15 protein-coding genes are annotated in these 20,829 nt (G+C 71.2%); 9 read left to right on the forward strand and 6 right to left on the reverse strand.

What is annotated here, in order from left to right; translation table 11 throughout:
* The gene (locus AWX74_RS23145) at positions 1 to 828 is read left to right on the forward strand and encodes a TetR/AcrR family transcriptional regulator (RefSeq protein ID WP_091280755.1); all 828 of its coding nucleotides are present in this window, start codon (positions 1 to 3) and stop codon (positions 826 to 828) included.
* A 432-nt stretch (positions 829 to 1,260) separates the two neighbouring features.
* Here AWX74_RS23145 and AWX74_RS23150 read toward each other — a convergent pair whose 3' ends face one another.
* Positions 1,261 to 1,800: a hypothetical protein gene (locus AWX74_RS23150; protein ID WP_131799520.1), complete on the reverse strand. Its 540-nt coding sequence runs from the start codon at positions 1,798 to 1,800 to the stop codon at positions 1,261 to 1,263.
* Positions 1,801 to 1,976: 176 nt separating this feature from the next.
* On the opposite strand from AWX74_RS23150, the gene AWX74_RS23155 reads away from it, so the two are divergent.
* Both AWX74_RS23155 and AWX74_RS23160 read left to right on the forward strand, forming a co-directional pair.
* Positions 1,977 to 3,788, forward strand: a complete 1,812-nt coding sequence (locus AWX74_RS23155) for a sensor histidine kinase (RefSeq protein WP_114476411.1) — start codon at positions 1,977 to 1,979, stop codon at positions 3,786 to 3,788.
* Positions 3,776 to 4,492 (forward strand): response regulator, encoded by a 717-nt coding sequence (locus AWX74_RS23160; protein WP_091280764.1) that lies wholly within the window; start codon positions 3,776 to 3,778, stop codon positions 4,490 to 4,492. The genes AWX74_RS23155 and AWX74_RS23160 overlap by 13 nt, the downstream gene beginning before the upstream one ends.
* 31 nt (positions 4,493 to 4,523) lie before the next feature.
* Here the strand turns inward: AWX74_RS23160 and AWX74_RS23165 are convergent, their stop codons facing one another.
* The 3 genes from AWX74_RS23165 to AWX74_RS23175 are packed head-to-tail and all read right to left on the reverse strand — an operon-like array spanning position 4,524 to position 10,281.
* A complete protein-coding gene (locus tag AWX74_RS23165) occupies positions 4,524 to 5,804 on the reverse strand; it encodes a hypothetical protein (protein WP_091280768.1) in 1,281 nt (426 codons plus the stop codon).
* Positions 5,801 to 8,806, reverse strand: coding sequence for a DEAD/DEAH box helicase (locus AWX74_RS23170; protein WP_091280772.1), 3,006 nt, complete (start codon positions 8,804 to 8,806; stop codon positions 5,801 to 5,803). Before AWX74_RS23170 ends, AWX74_RS23165 begins: the two co-directional genes overlap by 4 nt.
* Positions 8,806 to 10,281, reverse strand: coding sequence for a protein kinase family protein (locus AWX74_RS23175; RefSeq protein ID WP_242666370.1), 1,476 nt, complete (start codon positions 10,279 to 10,281; stop codon positions 8,806 to 8,808). The genes AWX74_RS23170 and AWX74_RS23175 overlap by 1 nt, the downstream gene beginning before the upstream one ends.
* 313 nt (positions 10,282 to 10,594) lie before the next feature.
* Between AWX74_RS23175 and AWX74_RS23180 the strand changes: the two genes are divergently transcribed.
* The gene (locus AWX74_RS23180; protein ID WP_193209843.1) at positions 10,595 to 10,906 is read left to right on the forward strand and encodes an antibiotic biosynthesis monooxygenase family protein; all 312 of its coding nucleotides are present in this window, start codon (positions 10,595 to 10,597) and stop codon (positions 10,904 to 10,906) included.
* 138 nt (positions 10,907 to 11,044) lie between these two features.
* Here the strand turns inward: AWX74_RS23180 and AWX74_RS23185 are convergent, their stop codons facing one another.
* The gene (locus AWX74_RS23185; protein ID WP_091280778.1) at positions 11,045 to 11,743 is read right to left on the reverse strand and encodes an alpha/beta fold hydrolase; all 699 of its coding nucleotides are present in this window, start codon (positions 11,741 to 11,743) and stop codon (positions 11,045 to 11,047) included.
* A gap of 554 nt (positions 11,744 to 12,297) precedes the next feature.
* On the opposite strand from AWX74_RS23185, the gene AWX74_RS41485 reads away from it, so the two are divergent.
* The gene (locus AWX74_RS41485) at positions 12,298 to 12,930 is read left to right on the forward strand and encodes a hypothetical protein (RefSeq protein ID WP_226931312.1); all 633 of its coding nucleotides are present in this window, start codon (positions 12,298 to 12,300) and stop codon (positions 12,928 to 12,930) included.
* Between the two features lie 73 nt (positions 12,931 to 13,003).
* Positions 13,004 to 16,585 (forward strand): ATP-binding protein, encoded by a 3,582-nt coding sequence (locus AWX74_RS23195; protein ID WP_091280781.1) that lies wholly within the window; start codon positions 13,004 to 13,006, stop codon positions 16,583 to 16,585.
* A gap of 110 nt (positions 16,586 to 16,695) precedes the next feature.
* Here the strand turns inward: AWX74_RS23195 and AWX74_RS23200 are convergent, their stop codons facing one another.
* The gene (locus tag AWX74_RS23200; RefSeq protein ID WP_091280784.1) at positions 16,696 to 16,908 is read right to left on the reverse strand and encodes a 2TM domain-containing protein; all 213 of its coding nucleotides are present in this window, start codon (positions 16,906 to 16,908) and stop codon (positions 16,696 to 16,698) included.
* A gap of 185 nt (positions 16,909 to 17,093) precedes the next feature.
* Between AWX74_RS23200 and AWX74_RS23205 the strand changes: the two genes are divergently transcribed.
* The 3 genes from AWX74_RS23205 to AWX74_RS23215 all read left to right on the forward strand — a co-directional run bounded on the left by AWX74_RS23205 (position 17,094) and on the right by AWX74_RS23215 (position 20,692).
* Positions 17,094 to 17,930: an alpha/beta fold hydrolase gene (locus AWX74_RS23205; RefSeq protein ID WP_091280787.1), complete on the forward strand. Its 837-nt coding sequence runs from the start codon at positions 17,094 to 17,096 to the stop codon at positions 17,928 to 17,930.
* Positions 17,931 to 18,042: 112 nt separating this feature from the next.
* On the forward strand, positions 18,043 to 19,194 hold the full coding sequence (locus AWX74_RS23210; RefSeq protein ID WP_226931311.1) for an MFS transporter: 1,152 nt from the start codon (positions 18,043 to 18,045) through the stop codon (positions 19,192 to 19,194).
* 223 nt (positions 19,195 to 19,417) lie between these two features.
* Positions 19,418 to 20,692, forward strand: a complete 1,275-nt coding sequence (locus tag AWX74_RS23215; RefSeq protein WP_091281009.1) for a cytochrome P450 — start codon at positions 19,418 to 19,420, stop codon at positions 20,690 to 20,692.
* Positions 20,693 to 20,829 lie beyond the last annotated feature (137 nt).

Here is a 20,829-nt window from a genome sequence, read left to right on the forward strand (position 1 = left end):
GTGCCGCCGACATCGCCGTCGGCTCCGCCCCCGGCCACGCCGGCAGGGCCGACGGCGCTCCCCTCGTCGCCGACCGCGGTGGAGGTCGACCCACGGACGGTCACCGCTGCGCCGCGGGCCCAGGACGCGCGGCTGAGGCTCCTGCTCGCGGCGGAGCGGCTCTACGCCGAGCAGGGGCTGGAAGCGGTTTCGCTGCGGCACATCTGCCGGGCCGCCGGCAACGGCAACAACAACGCCGTGCAGTACCACTTCGGCGGTGAGCGGGGCCTGCTCGCCGCGATCGTCGCCCACCGGGTCCCGCCGCTCGACCGGCGCCGAGCGGAACTGCTGGCCACGGCCCGATCCCGCGGCGAGGACCAGACCGTGCGGGGGCTGTTCGACGTCCTGATGCGCCCGCTCGCGGAGGAGGCACGCCGGCCGGACAGCCGGTACGTGGGCTTCCTCAGCCGGTTCAGCGCCCATCCACCGCAGCTGCACCCGTGGTGGGCCGGCGGACGGCCGGCGGGAGCGGTCGGGCACAAGGTGTCCCTGGCGATTCTGGAGCTGCTGTCGAGGGTTCCCGAATCGCTGCGGCCACTGCGGCTGTCGCACCTCGTCCGCCTGTGCCTGACCGCCCTGGCCGAGTACGGCCAGTTCCCCGCGCAGAACTCCGGACTCGCCGAGGACCCGAAAGGCCCGGGGAATCCATACCCGGGCGCCGGCGTCAACGTCTCCTACGAGATCTACGTCGCCGATCTGTTCGATCTGGCGGCCGCGGCGCTCACCGCACCCGCATCCACCATCTCCACCTCCTCCACCACCACCCGGAGCGCATCCGGCCACGCCTGACGTCTCCGGCTCCGGCTCCGGCTCCGGCTCCGGCTCCGGCTCCGGCTCCGGCTCCGGCTCCGGCTCCGGCTCCGGCCGGATCATCGACTGGCGAGTCCGAGGAGCGAAGGATTTTGGTCGTCCCAACAGCCAAAATCCTTCCTTCTTGCGGATTGCCGGGTGACCCTGCACCCCTTTTGTCCTTCTTAATGTGTATTTTTGATGCTGGACGACGGTGCGGGATTCCCGGCGGGTGGGCGGGCACGGACCGCCAGGCCAGTTTCAGGGGCTCCGAATCCACCGCTTCTCGGGATTTTGCCACACGCTCCAGCACGACCATAATCCTCAGATCTTCCGAGTTGACCGAACAACCCGCGTTCACCCGTCAGCGGCGATCTCAACCGCGCTCTCCCGATTACCGATCCCGGTCGGCGCGATTTCGCACCGGATCCCCTAGTCGAGGAACTGCCAGAAGGGATCATGCCCGGTGAACCGGTGCAGCAGGGGGAACGACTGATCCGAGATCGACAGGCCTGTTCTGCCGAGCGGGAACCCCCAGAACGATGGGCCGTCGAATCCCTTCAGGGTGAACCGGTCCAGATCCCAGTTGTCGGTGGTCTCGAACACGCCGTTGTGGGAGATCATGCGCACAGTGACGCCGGCGACGTCGCAGGAGTCGACGGGGATCGTCGGGCTGCCGTAGTCGAGTGTGATCAGGCGGTGCTCGTAACTGGGGACACCACCGGTGATGTGCGCGAGGTCGACACCGCCGCGGGACCTCGTGACCAGCGAGATGATCACCTCCGAGTTGCCCCGGAGGTCGTCCTCGCCCGAGCCGAGGTCGGCCTGGAACGAGCGCAACGGTGCGCACTCGCCGATCGGCCTTGCGAGCGCGGGTGACGAGCCCGCGAGCGCGAGAGCCGCCGCGAGCAGCGGCACACCGGTGGCGGCCCGCACGCACCGACGGAACCGGGAAGCCCTGATCAAGATCATGGGATGTCCTCTCCTTGACTGCGATCAACCAACGACAACAAGTCTCTGATCGATCACACTGGGCAACATCCGGGATCTCCGGACCCTCTCGGGAGGGGAACCTTCTAGGCGGTCGTAGGGGTAGCAGGATGACGGCGTGCTCCGGGATCGGCGCAGTTCTGGGCGCGGAGCCGCCGATGAGCGAGCTGATGCCACGGCCACGGCCGTGTCCCGTCCGGGCACGGTGGCGCCGGGCTGTCGCCCCGCTCGGCGCCGCGCTGCTGCTCGCGACCATGCTCGGGTTGTCCGGCTCCCCCGGGGTGACCAGCCTGCCGCTGCGCGCCGGCGGCCTCTCACTGCTGTTGGCCGGCCTGCTCGCCCGCAGGCCCACCGTCACGCCCGCGGTCGCCCGGCTCCTGGTCGCCAGCGGCCTCAGCATGTTCCTCGGGGACCTGACCTACAGCGAGAACCCGGCCGTGTTCGCGGTGGGTGCCTGTCTCGCCTACCTCTACGCGGGGCTGATCGCCCATCTGGCGCTCGCCCTGCCGACCGGCCAGCTCCACGGCCGCCTCGACCGGATCCTCGTCGGCCTCTCCTACGCCGCCTGCGTGGGCACCCAGATCGCGTGCTACCTGGTCGACCACGCCGGCAGGCCCTGGCTGGAAGACGGACCGCGCAACTCACCGCTCGCACGGGCGTCAAGCCTGACCTACTGCGTACTCGCGTCGACGGTCGCGGCGCGGCTCGCCGTGCGGTGGGCCCGCGCCAGCAGGCCGCTGCGCCGGATGACCGCCGCGCTGTGGATCGTGCTGCTGCTGGGCACGGCCTTCGCTGTCGGCAGCGGCATCACCAGCCTGGTCGACGGCTCACCCGAACTGCGGCTCGGTCTTGTCGGCGTGGCCGCCCTCGCCGCTGCCACGTTGCCGGCGGCGGCACTGGTCGGCCTCGGGCGAGTGCTGGTGGCACGTGGCCGCGTCGCCCGCCTCATCGTCGAGCTGGAGCGAGATCCGGACCCGCACCGGCTGCGGGACGCCATGGCCGAGGTTCTCGGCGACCCCACACTCGAGGTCGCCTACCGGCTCCCGGACGCACCCGGCTGGGTGGACATCACCGGCCGGCCGCTCCCGTCTCCCACCTGCGTCGCCACCGACGGGCACCGGCACCGCACCGTCGTGCACCGGCGAGGCCAGGACCTGGCCATCCTCACGCACGACCCCGCGCTCTCCCGGCAACGGCCGCTGCTCGACGCCGTCCTGGCCGCCGCCGGCCTGGCGCTGGACAACGCCCGCCTGCATGCCAGTGTGCAGGCGCAGATCACACATATCCGTGCTTCTCGCCGACGGCTCTCGCAGGCGGCGTTCGACGAACGCCGCCGAATACAACGTGATCTCCACGACGGTGCGCAACAGCAGCTGCTCGCCGGGCTGGTCCTGCTCGACAGCGCCCACCACGCGCTGTCCAGGGCGGACGCCCGCTGCCCGGCGACGAGCCTGGCCACGGAACTGGTGACCAGGGCACACCGGCAGACCTCGACGGCGGTCACACAGCTCCGTGACCTCGCGCGGGGCATCTACCCGAGCATCCTCGTCGAGCACGGGCTCGCCGCTGCCGTGGAGGCGCTGGTCGACCACGCACCGCTGCCCGTCACCGCGCGGATCCCGCCCGACCGGTGGAACCGCGACGTCGAGGTCAACGCGTACTTCGTCATTGCCGAGGCGCTGACGAACGTCGGGAAACACGCGCAGGCCACGCACGCGGAGGTCCAGGTCACTGTGGACGGCCTGGACGGATCCCTGTGCCTGCTCATCGCGGACGACGGCCGCGGCGGCGCCCGTCCCGGGGGCGGCTCGGGCCTGCGCAATCTGCAGGACCGGGTGGCGACCGTCGACGGGGACGTCCAGATGGACAGCCCGGCCGGAGCAGGCACCCGGGTACGCGTTCGACTCCCCCTGAAAAAGCCGTACCCCCCGGAGAAGCCGTACCCATTGGAGAAACCGTGCGCGTCGTGATCGCCGAGGACAACGGGCTGCTTCTCGACACCCTCAGCACGGCCCTGCGGCAACGCGGAGTCGACGTCGTCGGTCTCGCGGGCAGCCTGCCCGAGGTGCTCCAGGCCGTTGACCGGCGCCGGCCGGACGTGGTGGTGCTCGACATCCACCTGCCGCCGACGCTCACCGACGAGGGAATCCGTGCCGCGGAACAGATCCGCGCCGCGCATCCGGGCATCGGCCTTCTTGTCCTGTCCGAACACGCAGAGGCGGTCTACGCCGAACGCCTGCTGGGCCTGCAGGACGACACCCAGGCGATCGGCTATCTCCTGAAAGCCCGGGTCGCGACACTGTCCGGCCTGGTCGACGCCCTGGAGCAGGTACATCAGGGTGGCATCGTCATCGATCCCGCGGTGGTCCGCCGGCTGCTGGACCGCCGCCGCCGCGACAACCCTCTCGACCGGCTCACCCCCCACGAGCAGCGGGTCCTGTCCCTCGTCGCCGAAGGACGAGCGAACCGGGGCGTCGCCGCCGCCCTCGGATGCAGCGTCGCCACCGTGGAGAAGCATCTCTCGGCGATCACCGCGAAGCTGCAGCTGCGCGGCGCGGACGACCCGGGCCATCTCAACCTGCGTGTTCTCGCCGTGCTGACCTACCTGCGCAACACCACCACCGAGGCCCGCCCAGGCCAGGGTCAACGCGTCCCGCCGCCGACAACGGTCTGACCTTCCGGCCGGCCGGCGGGCGCCAACGCGCCTACCGCAAGGCTTCCAAGGACCGCAGCTGCGCGGTGGCGCCCGACTCCGCGGCATGTTCGAGCAGCTCGTCGAAGGTGGGAACCAGGACCTCCAGCAGGTTCGCCACGGCGGCGACCGAGTCGTCGAACTCCGTGCGGGTGATCCCGTACCGGCGGGAGATCGCCAGGGCGCGACGGCGTACCGCGTTCGCCCGAGTCTGCTCGTCGTCGCACCACAGCTGCAGGAAACGGGTGTCCTTCACCTGGAAGGAGCCGAGCCGGTGCAGAGGCTGCAGGGGCGGCTGGCCGAACATACGGGCCGGGAGCGTCGCCCGCCAGACGCCGTTGGGAAGCTCGGCCAGCATGCCCTGCCCCAGACCGTGGGCCCGTAGCCATTCCACCCAGGTCTGGCGTGCGTCGACGCCACGCTCGCCCAGGAGGGTGTGCACGACCTGGGGCGTCTGACCACACAGCTCCTCGACGAACCGGTCGCGCTCCTGGGCCGCCTGGGTGAAGGCCAGCACCGCGCCACCTTCCACGAGGACGAGGTGGGCCGGCAGCCAGGCCGCCGCGGCGCCGACCGGATGCAGGTTCCGCAACCTGCTCGGCACGTTGAACCGCTCCCGGTCCGGCCGTGACCCCAACGCCCACACCGCGTCGAACTCGAACGGGCGCACGGAGGTCAGCGGCCTGAACCAGGCACGCCGGTCTCCCGCATTCGGTTCCGCGTCGGCGACGACGCGCACCGCCGGGTCGTAGTGGACCCGGGGGAACGGGCGATGGGTGAAGGCGTCGAACATCAGCAGCTGACGGCTCTCCTTCAGGACGTAGCGCACCCCGTCCCGGACCGAAGCGCTGCCCAGCTCCGTGGGCCGCAGAACACCCGGCTCCGGGCCGTCCGCCACGAGATGGCCGATGTGAACGAGATGTTCGACCCCTCGGGTCACGAGCGACCGGGACAGCCCGAGGAAACGGGCAAGCTCGTCCGTCGTGCGTAGCAGGCCGTCGACGATGCCTCGCAGCAGAAAGTGGTCGACGACGTCGAAGGGCTGGCTGTCCTCGAAGGTCGCCTGTGCCTCGACCTGCCACAGCGGCCAGCGCACCGAGAAGACACGCAGCGGGCGGATCTCCGGCATCGCCATGACCAGCTCGAGGGCCCGGTAGTCGGGGAACACCAGCCACTCGCCGGCCCCGCCCAGGCCGGCCCCGCCCAGGCCGGCTCCGCCCAGGCCTGCTCCGCCCGCGCCGGGGGTGCGGGCGCCGGGTATGCGGGCCGACGCGCCGGTGGACGGGCGGCTCACTGCGTGCGCCCGGCGGTGTCATGCAGCCACGTCTCGATCTCCCGGGAACCACGCAGGTCACCCACCCTCGACAGGGTGACCCGCAGCTCGCCGATGAGGGCGCGGAAGCCCTCATCCTGAGATCTCCCGAGGGTTTCGAGATCGCCGACGAGTACGAGCTGCCTGCGAGTCCGCGTCATCGCGACGTTGAGGCGGCGTAGCTCGCTGAGGAATCCGACCGTGCCGTTGCGGTTGCTTCGCGTGAAGCCATAGATGATCAGGTCGCGTTCGTTGCCCTGGAAGGCGTCCACCGTGCCGATGTTGTCCTCGACACTCACGGGGCCACCCAGCCGCCGGACGAGCGTCTGCCGCAGGAGCTGGACCTGCTCCCGATAGGGGACGATCACCGCCCAGTCACGATGGTGGCCGCCGTAGCTGGCGAGCAGCGCCGCGATGAGATCCGCCTCCAGCCGGTTGCTGATTCCCCCGTTCGCGCCGGCACGGCTTTCGCCGCGCCGTGCCGGCGGCTGATCGGAGGTGTCGACGAACGCCAGCGGGCTGGTGAACAGCGGGTCGGGCCCGGAGCCGGGATGGATCGTGGCGAGCACCCCGCCGTAGAAGGCGTTCGAGATGAACGTTGCGACCGTTTCCGGCATTCGGCGCTGCGTCGTCAACGTCACCCCGTGTTCCGCCCCGATCCGCTCGAAGAGCCGCTCGAACTCGCTGCGCCCGACGATGTCCCGGGTCTCGGCCACGGCCGAGGCGGAGATCTCCGTTCCCGGGACGAGCTCCCGCGACCACTGGGCGACGTCGTTGTCCAGATAGGGCGGCAGCTGTTTGTGATCGCCGACGAGCACCGCGCGGCGTGCCCGGACGAGCGGCACCAGCAGGTCGGGCAGGGCGATCTGGCCCGCTTCGTCGACGATGGCGAGATCGAAGTCCAGCCCACCGACCAGCTTCTTCGTCGAGACCCCGATACAGGTCGCGGCGATGACATCGGCGTAGCTGACCAGTTCGTGTTTGAGCTCCTCGTCCGCGCTGGGGATCCGGCCACGCCAGTCGTCCAGCAGGGCCGCACGGGTGCGCGCGAGACCGACCGCGTCGAGCAGCTTCCGCTCCCGCTGCTCCCACCCCGCGACGTCGTCGGTCTCGCCGTCCGGACGGGTGAGGCCGCACCCGGCCAGCTCAAGCTCGGCGTACAGCGGCTCCGCGGTCCGCGCGGTGTGGGTGAGCGCCCGTTCACGGCGTCCCCACGCGTGCTCCCGTTCCGCCAGGAGCCGCCCGCCGACGCTGTCCTGGGTCACGAGCAGTGCGACCTGTTCCAGCAGGCCGCCATGCCACGCCCGAGCGGTGGCGAGTTCCTGCTCCGCGGCGTCGACCCGTTCGGCGGCAGCCCGTACCGCCCGGTCGCGCCGGTCGAGGCCGCGGCGGCGGATCCCTGCCCACCATCTGGGAACACGCCGAGCCGCTGCCTTCTCGTACCGGTCCCGGGCCCGGGCGTGACGATCCCGCTGCCGCTCCGCCACCACGTTCAGCCGATCGATCTCGGCCTGGGCCTGGGCGATCTCCGGTTCGAGCGGCGCCCGAAGCCGCCGGGTGATGTCGTCCAGCTCGGCGTCCCGGGCTCGGACGTCCCGGTCTGCCTGCCGCGCCTCGGCGAGATGCGCGCCCAGCAGCCCAAGCCGGGCTCCGGCGTCGTCCTGGGTGGCGCCGACGTCGGCGAACGGTGCCAGGGCCGACATGATCGGCTCGGTGTTGCGCAGGACGTCATCCTTCAGCGCCTCTACCTGGACCTCGGCGGTGAGTTCGCGCGCTGGCCCGGTCAGCGCCTCCGGGTTGCCGACGCGAACGCACCGCAGCTGGCCGGCCAGGCCCCGCAGGACGTTGTCCACGGCCCGGTTGCTCTGTGACGTGACCAGGACACGGCGTGCCCGGACCTCACCCGCCCGGCCCTCGCCCGCCCGGCCAGCCGCCGCCTCGGCAATGGCCATCTCGGTGATCGTCCAGGTCTTGCCGGTTCCCGGGGGCCCCAGCACGAGCAGCAGATCGGGCTCGCCCCGTGCGCGCTGGAACGCGTCAAGCTGACTGCGCTCCAGGTCACGGCCCGGGACCGCCGACCGGTCCGGCGGAGCGGAGCGCTGGATGCGGTGCTCGGCCAGCGTCGCCAGCAGACGGGGGCTGACCGCCTCGCCCGCGCGCAGGGCCGCCACCGCCCCCAGCTGAGCCCGGTAGACGACGTCGCTCGGCAGCACCGTCAGCGCACCCTGTGCCGGGATGCGGGCGAAGTCCGGAACGTCGTCGAACCGGATCGTCATGTCCAGGTTCTCGCTCCGCAGAACCACACCGCGCAGGCCTCGGTCGCCGTTGACCTGAACCTGCGTCCCTTCGGCGATCTGACATCTCTCGACCAGCCGGAACTCGTAGACCCCGCGGGCGGAGAAGCGCTGTTCCCGGGTTGCCCGGCGGGCGCGGTAGAGAATCGGCGTGACGGCGAGCCGGTCCCGTTCGAGATCCCTGGTCCGCAGGATTATACGTTCGACCGTGTCGAGGTATTCCTGGTGCCGCCCGGGTATTCGGCCGGCCGGCGATCCGGACGTCCGAAGCGTCGTCCAGGCATCGGTCAGCACCCCGATATGGCTGCTGCTGCCCGCCGGGATGTTCCTGACCTGTGAATGAACGGTCCATCGCGGGCAGCGGACACTCAGGAAACCCTGGGCGAGGCTTCGGTGGTCCTGGAACGACCACCGGCCGACATGATTCAGAAAATAACCGTCGTTGCGGTTCGTGGGGCGCAGCAGAGCGATATGGGTATCGGTGTACAGCCGCAGCGTGGCTGTGGCCTGCCCGGTTTTCGTCTCCAGCCGGGCGGGGACGCCGGCGGACATTCTCCGGAGCTGGTCGACGAAACCTTCGGGATCGAGGTCGTCCTCGCCCCGGACGCGGGCACTCGCCATCTTCTCGACCATTCGCGCGCTCGGCACGAGGGCGATCCCTGCGGGCAGCGTGACCGCACCGGTCGCCATCAGCGCCCGACCCGGCCGAGGTGGTCGGAACCGGCCCGCAACGCCGTGACGAGCGGGCCCGCCACGGCGGGCCGCCGGCCCGGATCCGGATCCAGCGCCGCGCTCAGGATCTCCTCCAGGTCATCCGGCAGGTCGAGACCGAAGGCGCGCAACGGCAGCGGGCTCCCGAGAGCCGGAGGTCGTCCGGTCAGACAGTGGTACGTCATGGCGGCGAGGCGACAGGCGTCGGTGCGGAAACCGACCTCGGCTCCGTGGAACCCGAGCCGCTCCTGCTCGGGCGCACGGTACTCGGCAGGGCCCTCGTCCGGCTGGCGCGCGACGGCGGCCAGTCCGAGGTCACGCAGCGCGGCGCCACCCCCGGGTCCGGGGAGCACCACCGCGTCCGGGGTGAGCGCGCGATGGCTGTGCCCCGTGTCGTGCAGCCTGGTCAGGACGTCCGCCGCCGCCGCGGCGACAGCGAGAAGCGCGGCGGCGGTCACCCGGTCCAGCGGCCGCGCTCGGGCCGGAGCCACCGGGCCGAACACGTCCCGCCAGGTCCGGCCAGCCGGCCGAGCCGAGACGACCGCGGCCTCGCCTGGACCCACCCGGCCCGCGGCCTTCCGTGGCAGGCCGTTACGGCCGCCGATCCGGTCGAGCAGGCGCAGCTGGATCTCGATCGCCGCGGCCTGCTCGTCCGCCTGCGGGTCGTGCCGGCGGATCAGCACCTGACGGAACCAGGCCGGGCCGGGCCGTGCGGACATCACCACCGCCGCGCCTGTTCGCAGCACCCAGCCGTCGCCCCGCGACTCCTGCGGGTCGCCCTGGAGAAGGCAGTCGCATCCGGCGATCCGAGCTGTCTCGCCGGCGCGTGGACGCCGGTCGGCCGAGAAGGGGTCCGTCGTGAGCGGGGCTTCCGGCGCGTCGCAAGCCCCGCGGACGGAAGCCGGGATGCCTTCTCCTGCCTCCGTGCCCGGAGGCGATGTGCGCGACCTGGTGTACGCCGGGTAGTACGCCGCGAGCACCGCACCCGCCGCGGGCCGGGCGAGCCTGCTCCGCAGACCGGTCTCGTCCCAGATATCGATCCTGGTCGACGTCTCGGCCTCCTGCGCGCGGCGCCATCCATCCCACCACAGCGTAGTCGGATGATCCATGGAGCTGGGGACGCACAGTATCCACTCGTCGATCACATAGCCGTGCGCGCGAGCATTCTTCTGCGCGGAAGCAAATGACTCCCTGATCTGGTCGCGATGCGACCGCACCACCTGCGGCATGAAGTATTTGGACTGCCAGACGATGATCCGGCCGTCGAGCCGACCGTGGAAGACATCGATGCCGCCGTCCCCCGGGTTGGCACTCACCTGCCGGGCACCGGGGTAAAAAACGTCCACCAGCTGGGCGACCATCTGCTCGAAGTCAGCCCGGGCGCCCGCCGCGCTGCCGGTGTTCAGCTCATGCGCACGAAAGTTGACCACAAGGTTCTCACGCGGTCCTGACACGCCGGTCGCTCCTCCTCGGGCCAGGGAGCAGGATGCCGCGATAAATCGTACACATCATCCCCCTGGCGGGAATCAACCACGCGCCAGAGCACCGTTCGGGCTGCCCAGACCGGAGGCGCCCGCGTTCCCCTTTGCGACCAGGCGCGCCGAAAGAGATGCCAGTGGCTCAGCCTGACGCGCGCCTGGGGCCGCAAAGGCACCTGCGACACGGAAACCGCCGCCCACCCTGCTCCGACCACACGCGGCCCTCGTCACCCGCCCGGATGGCTGCTGTCCTTCCGCCCGGCCTCCGGTTGGTCATACGCTGAACGGCGTGAGCGTCGTGAAGATCAATGCCATCGAGGTTCCCGAGGGCGCCGGCCCCGAGCTGGAGAAGCGGTTCGCCAACCGGCTGCACGCCGTGGACGGCCAGCCCGGCTTCGAGTCGTTCGAGCTGCTGCGCCCGGTGGCCGGCGACAACCGGTACTTCGTCGTGACGCACTGGGACAGCGAGGAGTCCTTCCAGGCATGGCTCAAGGGCCCGGCCATGGAGGCACACGCCGGGGAGCGTGCCCGTCCCGTGGCCTCCGGCGCGTCCCTGCTGGAGTTCGAGGTCGTCCACCGTTCGGTCGCCGGCGGCTCCTGACCGACCTGACCACCGCTGGCCCGGCCTGCCCCGCCGGCCGGAGCCAGGTCAGGGCAGAACACGCATCCGGGCGGCGGGGCGCCGCGCACAGGGCGCGGCACGCACCCGCCGTCCGATCAGGCAGGCACCACCGTCGGATCAGGCGGACACCGCCGCCACGGCCTTCCTGATCAGGTCGGCCACCTCGGCCGGACGCGAGAACATCACCAGGTGCGAGGAGTCGACCTCGATCGTGTCGGCTCCCGCCCGCTGGTAGCCGAAACGCTGCACCTCCGGGTTGATGGTGTGGTCCGCGGTGGCGACGAGACCCCACGCCGGGGTGGTCTGCCAACCGGCCGCGGGTGCCTTCTCCCCGAAGGCCGCCGCGGACAGCGGCCGTTGCGTTACGGCGAGCACCGCGGCGGCGGCCGGGTCGACGTCGTGCGCGAAGACCGCCGGGAACCGCTCGACGTCGACCGTCAGATCGACGCCGCCGGGGAACGGTGTGGCGATCAGCGCCGGACCCAGGTCGGAGTCGGGGAACCGGCCCTGGAGCTCGCCGAGGTCCTCACCCTGCGCGGGAACGAAACCAGCGAGATAGACCAGCGCCTGAACATTCGGGGCCGCTCCGACCACCGTGGCCACCGCGCAGCCGTACGAATGGCCGACGAGGACCACGGGGCCGTCGATCGCCGCGAGGACCGACCCAACGTACTCGGCGTCACCGACCAGCGAGCGGTTCGGCACTGCCGGCGCCACCACACGCAGGCCGTCGGCGAGCAGCTCGGGAATCACCCGGGCGAAGCTGGACGCGTCGGCGAACGCACCGTGGACGAGGACGACAGTGGGCTGCGGCATGCTCTTCGGGCTCCCCTGATCGGTGGTGTGAGGGCCGAGTACATCACCGGCTAGTTGACGATCTGTGTAGTACCACTGTTCCCGTGGCCGGGCCTTACGTCGCACGTCAGGCGCCGCCGTCTCGGTCCGCTTTCCGTGGCCGCCGCGCCCCGGCCCCCCCCGGTTGGGAATCCGCCGGGCAGACGGCCGGCGACGTGCGAGCCCTTTCCGTCTCAAGGGCCATCGGTCAGGGATCCGCACGTCTGAGCCGACGACGGAGAAGGCTCGATCCACTGGACGTCCACTTCCCGTCAAGAACGTGGCCCTAATGTGGCCCGAAGCAAGCGGGCGCACCCGGGTGTGGTTCGCCGCCGCGGATCCGTCCTGCCAACGGCTCCGTGGCAGCCGGAAACGGCCGACGGCCAACAGCCAGCGGCCGGCAGACGCACCCACGAAGACCGGGCGAGCGCATTTTCGCGCTCCGCATCGCGGTCACGAGTCACCAGCGACAGGTAACCGGCCATGAGCCATGTGCCATGGGTCAGGCGCCACGCGGAATGCCCGAGGGAGCAGTGATGTTCGAGCGGCTGGGGCGGACGGTGTTCCGTCGCCGGTGGTGGGTGCTCGGCCTGGCCGGGGCGTTCTTCGTGTTCGGCGGTGTCTGGGGCACCCAGGTGTTCGGCGAGCTGACCACGAGCGGCTTCGACGACCCGGCCAGTGAGAGCTCCCGGGCCCTCGAACGCGCCGAGGCGGCGCTCGGGCGAACCGGCAACGACCTCGTCGTGCTCTACCGCAGCACGAGCATGACGGTCGACGACCCGGCCTACGAGCAGGCCGTGACCGAGAGGCTGGACGCGCTCCCCCACGACGTCGTGACCAGGACGATCACCTACTGGGTCGTGATCGGACTGTTCTCGATCTCCGGCATCACGTTCATCAAGCTGATCGGCGTGGCGATGATCATCGCGATCGTGGTGGACGCGACGATCGTCCGGGCACTGCTCGTACCGGCCACCATGCGCCTGCTCGGCAACACGAACTGGTGGGCACCGGCGCCGCTGCGGCGTTTCCACGCCCGGCACGGCCTCCACGAGACGCCGGAGGCGCCGGAAGCACCGAACGGCCCGTACCCATCGCCTGATCCGCCCGACCCGCCCGATCCGCGTCCCGCGCCGACGACCGGCACACAATCCGACAGCGCGGCGTAACCACCCGAACATCGGGGACCGAAATATTAGGATTTCGCGGAGGACGCCGGGCGCGGCGTTCATCCCTTCGGGAATGGGAACAGGCGTGGCAGTACGGCCGTCCTCCGGTGGGCAGCTGTGTCTTCAGATCCTCGGCCCGCTGCGGATCTGGCGCGGTGGCGTCGAGCTGGACGCCGGCCCCCGGCAGCAGGCGTACCTGCTCGCGCTGCTCCTCGTCCGCGCCGGCCGGCCGATCAGCACCAGCGAGCTGATCGACCTGATCTGGGGCGACGACATCCCGGCATCGGCCGTGAACATCCTCCAGAAGTACGTCGGTACGCTGCGGCGCCTGCTGGAACCCGCGCTACCCACCCGCGGAGCCGGGTCGTACCTGCTGCGCCACGGTGGCGGCTACCTGTTCGCGGCCGGCCCCGGCATGCTGGACGCCGCCGCGTTCCGGGAGCTCGTCGAGACGGCGCGGGCAGGCCTCGCCCAGCAGCACCACGACGTGGCGCTCGACCGCTACCTGGAGGCGCTGGCGCTCTGGCACGGCCCCGCGGGTGGCGGGCTGGCGCACGGTTCGGGCGCCATGCCCGTGTTCGCGGCGCTGGACGGCGAGTTCTTCGACGCGTGCGTGGCGGCGGCCGAGCTCGCGGTGGCCCGCGACCAGCCCGCGCGGGTCCTGCCGCCGCTGCGGCTGGCGGCGGGGATGGCGCCACTGCACGAACCCGTCCAGGCGAGTCTCATCCGTGCGCTGGCTGCCGCCGGCCAGCAGGCTGCGGCACTGTCCGTGTTCGAGACGGTCCGGTCCCGGCTCGCCGAGGATCTCGGCATCGATCCGGGACCGGCCTTGCGGGCCGCGCAGCTGGAGGTCCTGGGCCAGCCGCTGCCGGTCGCCGCCGCGTCCAGCGCAGGCGCCGCCACCAGCGCAGGCGCCGCCACCAGCGCGGGCGGCGACGGTCCCGCGGCGCCGGCGGCGGGCCGAGCGGCGGCAGCACAGCCATCGGCAGCGGATGCGGCACCGACGGCACCTACGGCACTGCAAGCGGCGGCGGCGGATTCGGCGGCGCCGGCATCGACCGAGCCGCCCGCGCTGATCGGTCGCACCGTGCCGGCATTCGTCGAGCAGCCACGGCCGCCTGCCGTCGGAGCACTCGGGATGCCGTCCTCCGACGGTCTGATCGGTCGGGCCGAGGAACTCACGGTGCTGCGCCACGCGGTCGACTCGGCGTTCACCGGGGACGCGGGGCTCGTCCTCGTCGAAGGTGAGCCGGGCGCGGGCAAGACCTGTCTGCTGGAGCACGGCAGCTCCGAGGCGAGTCGGCGTGGTGCGCTCGTCGTCTGGGGCCGCTGCCTCGAAGGCGACGGGACGCCTTCCATGTGGCCGTGGGTACAGGCGGTCGGCACACTGCTCGACGAGCTGCCGCCCACGGCCCGGGACGAATGGCTGGCGAGCGAGCTGGGCCGTCTGGTGGAACGCCGCAGTGCCACCCCCGCGGTGCCGCTCCCACCGGACGCACCGCACTCACCTGATGCACCGTTCGCACCGGATACGACGTTCCCACCTGATGCGCCGGCCATGTCGGACACCGTGGTGCTGCCCAACAGCGGCGCCCAGTTCCGGCTGTTCGAGCGAGCTGTCGCGCTCGTCAGCCAGGCCGCGGCGCGGCGGCCGGTGGTGATCGTCGTCGACGACCTGCAGTGGGCCGACCTCGCCTCGCTGCAGATGTTCAGCCACCTCGCCGCCCGGATGCCGCACGGCAGCGCGATCCTGGGGGCGCTGCGGGACCGCGCGCCCGTACCCGGCTCCGAGCTGGCCCGGTTGCTGGCCGCGGCCAGCCGACTCCCCCAGCACCGCCGCATCCGCCTCGGCCCGTTCAACCCGGCCGAGGTCGCCGAGCTCGTCCGGATCGAGACCGGCCAGACCCCAGGCACCGATGTCACCCACAGCATCCACACCCGTACCGCGGGCAACCCGTTCTTCGTTCGGGAACTGTCCCGGCTGCTCGCCGACGGCGGGGATCTCACCGAGGAGGCCGCGGCCCGGGCCGCGGTGCCGTCCAGCGTCCGCGACATCGTCCGGGACCGGATGGCCGGCCTCGACACCGGCACCCGGGACCTGCTGCAGCTCGCCGCGCTGATCGGACGGGACGTCGACTTCGGCCTGCTCACCCGCGCGGCCGACCTCGACGTCCAGACCTGCATCGACCGGCTCGAACCCCTGGAGGCACTCGGCCTGCTCGAACACCAGCCCGCGGACCCGTTCTCGTACCGCTTCGCCCACGACCTGGTCCGCGAGTCGGTCGTCCGGACGACGACCCCGTCACGGGCCACCCGGCTGCACCTGCGCATCGCCGACGCACTGGAATGCTCCGGCGCGGACAGCGAGTCCATCGCCGAACGTCTCGCCCATCACCTGTGGGCCGCCGGCCCGCTCGCCGATCCGGCGCGTACCGCCGACGCGCTGGAACGCGCCGGTCGACGCGCCGCGGCCAAGTCCGCGTTCGACGCCGCCGCGCGACAGCTGGTGTCAGCCGCCCGGGTGGCGCGGACGGCGAGTCTGGCGGAGCTGGAACTGTCCGCGTTGTCGCAGCTCACCGCGGCGGTGGGGATGCAGTCCGGGTACGTCGGCTCCGCGGCGGACCTGCTGGAGCGCGCCGAGTACCTGGCGCGCCTGCTCGGCCGGGAGCGGGAGGCGGCCGACTTCCTCTTCTCCCGATGGGCCGCGAACTCGCAGGGCATTCAGCTCGACCGCGGCGGCCGGCTGGCCCGCCAGCTGCTCGAGGAGGGCGAGATGTCCACCGACCCCGTCATCCGCGCCTACGGTCGGCACGCGTGGGGCATCCACCAGTGGGACGTGGGCAACATCGGCGAGGCGGTGCGGTACCTGGGCCAGTCCAGCTCGACCAGCTCCGACGGCGCCGCCGCCGATGGCGCGGCCGCCGGTTGCGCCGCCGCCGATGGCGCCGCTTCGCCCGTGCGCGAGGAGGATCCGCTCCGGCACGACCTGCAGCTGCTCTCGCCGGTGATGTTCGCGCTGAACACCGCGCTGCACGGGGACATCGAGCAGGCACGGCACCTGTTCGACAAGCTGGAGGCAGCCGCGGGCGACGACCCCTACGCGATCACGGTCTGGGCCGCCTTCGCCGTCACCGCGGCGGCACTTGCCGGCGACCCGCCCTGGGCACTGCGCGCGGCAGAGCGGGGAATCGCGGTGGACCCGGAGTTCTCCTACCTCTTCCTCGGCAGCTACCAGCGGCTGGCTCGCTGCTGGGCACGGGCCGTGACCGGCCATGACCCGGTCGGCGCGGCGAGCGAGGCACGCGAGGCTCAGCGGATCATCGACGCGGCGCTGCTCGACCCCCCGCGCTCGGGCCTGGCCACCTGGTACGGGCTGCTCGCCGAGATGTGGCTGGCGGCCGGGCTGCTGGCCGAGACCACCACCGCCCTCGACCGGGCCGAGCAGGTTCTCGACGCCTACGGCCAGCGCTACCCCGAGAGCCTGATCCTGCTGGTGCGAGCACAGCTGATGCAGGCATGCGACGAGCCCGCGGCCGACGTCCGGGCCATCGCCGAGCGTGCTCGCGCGCTGGCCATCGAACGCGAGGCCCATCTGTTCGCCCGCCGCGCCGACGAACTGCTCGCCGACCTGCCGCGGACGCCAGCCGGAACCTGATCGACACCGCGGACCCCAGGTCCTACTCGGCAGCGGCGGCAGCGGCGGCGGCCTGAAGATCCGAGGATCCGAGGATCCGAGGATTTCGGTCGTTCCGGCGACCACGGACCTCAGGTCCTGCCAGGCAGCAACCGAGAGCGCACGGCCCAGACGTGAAATCCCAGCCCGATTCCCCAGGCCACTATCGACCACAGCGGCCAGAAAAAGATGTCGGGAGTCAGCAGCGCCCACAGCACAATCTGCACCAGAACAATCACGACATAGGAGATGACATGGCTCCAAAGGCCCCACTTAACGGCCGCCGCGCTCTTGTTCGCCTTCATTGAAGCAGACTAGGTCAATGTACTTGATGAGAAGTTGACAGTCGCTCATACCCGCGCCAAAAACACCCGATCCTGTTCAGTGCCCGTCAAGTATCCCACCCTAGGCTGGCCGTCGGTCGCGACCAGGCAAAGAGGACGCGGTCGAGATTGACATACATCGACGGTTCCAGATCGAAGGATCTTCATTGACGACGGCAACTCGCCGGACGCTGCTGGCCGGATCGGCCGCTGTCGCGACCGGCTCCGCATTCGCGGCCGGCTCGGTCCTCACTGCCAGCGCGGCGCTCGCAGCGTCCGCCGCGCAGGCACACACCCGCGGCGACGGCGGGCAGAAGCCCACCGTGGTCCTCGTGCACGGCGCGTTCGCCGACGCCTCCGGCTGGAACGACGTCGCCACCCGGCTGATTCGCGACGGCTACCCGGTCATCGCCCCGCCGAACCCGCTGCGCGGCGTGGCCGCCGACTCCGCCTACCTGGCCAGCATCCTGGCCACCCTCGAGGGTCCGCTCGTCGTCGCCGCGCACTCCTACGGCGGGATCCTCGCCACGAACGCCGCGACCGGCAACGCGAACGTGAAAGCACTGGTCTACGTAGCCGCGTTCGCCCCCGACCAGGGCGAGACGCTGCTGGGCCTGCAGACGAAGTACCCCGGAAGCCGGCTCGACGAGTCCGCCCTGGACTTCCGTCCCCACGGTGACGGCGTCGACGGGTACATCAGGAAGGAGGTCTTCCGGGACGTGTTCGCCGGCGACGTGCCGAAGGCGACCACCGATCTGATGTGGGCCGGCCAGCGGCCCGGTGACGTGCGCACGCTGCAGGAGCCGTCCGGCGCCCCGGCCTGGCGGAGCATTCCCTCCTGGTACCTCGTCGCCCGCGACGACAGGGTGCTGCCCGCCGCGGCGCAGCGGTTCATGGCCCAGCGGGCCGGTGCGCGCACCGTCGAGGTCGGTGCCTCGCACGTTGCGATGATCGCGCAGCCCGCCGCGACGGCCGACCTCATCAGACGCGCCGCCGCGCGCTGACGCGCCCGCCGAGCCCGATCCCATGCATAGACGCGCCTACAAAGCTCAGTGCACTGCCGAGGAGAATCGGCGCACCCCCGAGAGCCCATCTGTCGGCAATCCGAGGCTGGCATTGTTCGCGCTGGCGCTGGGCACCTTCGCGATCGGCACCGGCGAGTTCGGCAGCAATGGCGTCATCCAGTTGTTCGCCGCCGACCTGAACGTGTCGATTCCGGTCGCGACCTATGCGATCACCGCCTACGCCGTCGGGGTGATCATCGGTTCGCCGATGATCACCCTGTTCGCCGCCCGGGCCAACCGGCGCACTCTCCTGCTCGGCCTGATCGGGCTTTTCCTGATCGGTAACGGGCTTTCCGCGGTCGCACCGAACATCGCGCTGCTCGTCCTCTTCCGGTTCGTCGCCGGCAGCGTGCAGGGTGCGTTCTTCGGTGCCGGGGCGGTCGTCGCCGCCTACGTGTACGGCCCGGGGCGCGCCGGCTTGGCGTTCGCGACCGTGATGGGTGGGCTCACCGTCGCGACCATCGCCGGGTCGCCGCTGGGCACCCTCATCGGCCAGCACGCCGGCTGGCGGGCCCTGTACTGGACGGTGGTTGCCGTCGGCCTGCTCGCCGGCACCGCCCTGGTCGCCTGGCTGCCCCGCACGGACGACCTGCGCGGCGGTTCCGTCGCGGACGAGCTGGCCGGCCTGCGCCGACGGGGCGTCTGGGTGATGGTCACCGTCGCGGCGCTGGGTATCTCCAGCATCTTCGCGGTCTACACGTTCATCGGCCCGTTCATCACCGACGCGGCGCGACGCGACGAGTCCCTCATCCCGGTCGCACTGGCGATCTTCGGTCTCGGCATGGCCGTCGGCAACCACCTCGGCGGACGCATCGCGGACCGTTATGAGAACCGCGGCCTGCTCTGGGGCTACGGCGGCGTTCTGGTCTTCCTGACCCTGATCGGCGTGGCCGGCGACGACCTGGTGGTCCTGCTGCCGTGCCTGTTCGGCGTCGGTGCCACCATGATGGCCGCGATCCCCACCATCCAGGTCCGGCTGACCAGCTTCGCGCCGGACGCGCCGACGCTGATGGGCGCGCTCAACCTGGCCGCCCTCAACCTGGCCAACTCGCTCGGCGCGATCGGCGGCGCGGTAGCCCTCGACGCCGGCTGGGGAACCCTCTCCACGGTCTGGGCCGGTTTCGCGCTCACCACGGCCGGGCTGTTCCTGTACGCCGCGACCGTCGCTCGGGCGAAGCCGGTACCGGTCCCGCGTTCCGCCTGAGCCTGCTCCGCCTCGACTCACCCCTGCGCCCTGCGCACCCTGCGCCCCGGCTGTCGGCAGCCGGGGCGCTTCCGCGTGCTCCCGCGACCGCTCGCGTAGACAGACGACTGGGTCAACTATATTGTTCCGTCCGACGGCGGCCGGCATCACGCCGCCGGGATTCTTCGGCCCCACCGGGCCACAGGCCGCCGGGCCGATCGGTCTGACGGACAAGGAGCGGAGAATGGTTGACGACTTAGCCCGCGACGGTGGGTCCGTCGAAGGCGGCACCGTCGGCGGCACCGCGGCCTCGGGTGGCGCCTATGGCGGAAGCATCGTCGAACTGATGACCATCGACGTCGCGAGGGATCCGAAGCCGACCTACCAGGCTCTGCGGGACGCCGGTCGGGCCCGACGGACGGTCGGCATGTTCGGCTCGGCGGTCATCGCCTCCGGGCGGCAGGCGGTCGACGAGATCTTCAGGTATCCGGAGGTCTACTCCTCCGCGGCGCATGCCGGCCGCCTCGGCAATGTGCGGCCCCTCATCCCGATCGAGTACGACCCGCCGGAGCAGCGCAAGTACCGCAAGCTCATCAATCCGATCTTCACCCCGCAGGCGATCGAACGGTGGGAGGAGCCGGTCCGGAAACTCGTCCACGACCTCATCGACGGTTTCGCCGGCGCCGAGGAGATCGACTTCTCCCGGCAGTTCTCGATTCCGCTGCCGTCCCAGATCTTCCTCACCCTGCTGGGGCTGCCGCTCGACGACCTCCCCACGTTCCTCCGGCTCAAGGACGGCATCGTCCGCCCGTCCGTGCTGCTCGACCTGCCGGTGAACCATCCGGACGTCGCCGCGCTCAAGACGAGGACCGCGCAGGAGATCTACGCCTACTACGACAAGGTGCTCGACGAGCGGGAGCGGGAACCTCGGGACGACCTCCTGAGCCATCTGCTCTCGACCGAGGTCGACGGGGAGACGCTGACCCGCGAGGAGCTCCTCGACATCTGCTTCCTGTTCCTGACCGCCGGCCTCGACACCGTCTCCGCGTCCCTCGACACGTTCATGGCCTACCTCGCGGAGAACCCCGAGCGCCGCGCCGAGGTCGTCGCAGACCCCGGCAACATCGACAACGTCGTCGAGGAGCTGCTCCGGTGGGAGTCGCCGGTCATGCTCGTCTCCCGGGTCGCCATGGCTGACACCGATCTCGTCGGCTGCCCGGTGCACCGGGGCGACGAGATCTACGTGTACATCGGCTCGGCGAACCTCGACGAGGAGGAGCTCGCCGACGCCGGCGAGGTCCGTTTCGACCGCACGGCCAACCGCCACATCGCCTTCGGTGGCGGGGTACACCGCTGCCTCGGCTCCCATCTGGCCCGCATGGAGCTGCGCGTCGCGCTCCGTGAATGGCATGCACGTATCCCGCACTACCGGATCAGGCCGGGAACCCGGCTCGATTTCACGCCGGGTGTCCGGTCCATCGGCTCCTTCCCCATGCTGCTGGGAAAGGGCGACGACTGAGCCCTTTCCGCCGTCGACCCCGGCCCGTGGCCACAGCGCTCGACAGACGTGCGACGGAAAAGGCTCGCCGAGGACGGCGCCGCCGTCCGAAACTCTCCCGGTACTGGCTGTGAGGAGGATTCACCATTTCCGAGGGC

This window comes from Parafrankia irregularis, from assembly GCF_001536285.1.
GTDB lineage: Bacteria > Actinomycetota > Actinomycetes > Frankiales > Frankiaceae > Parafrankia > Parafrankia irregularis.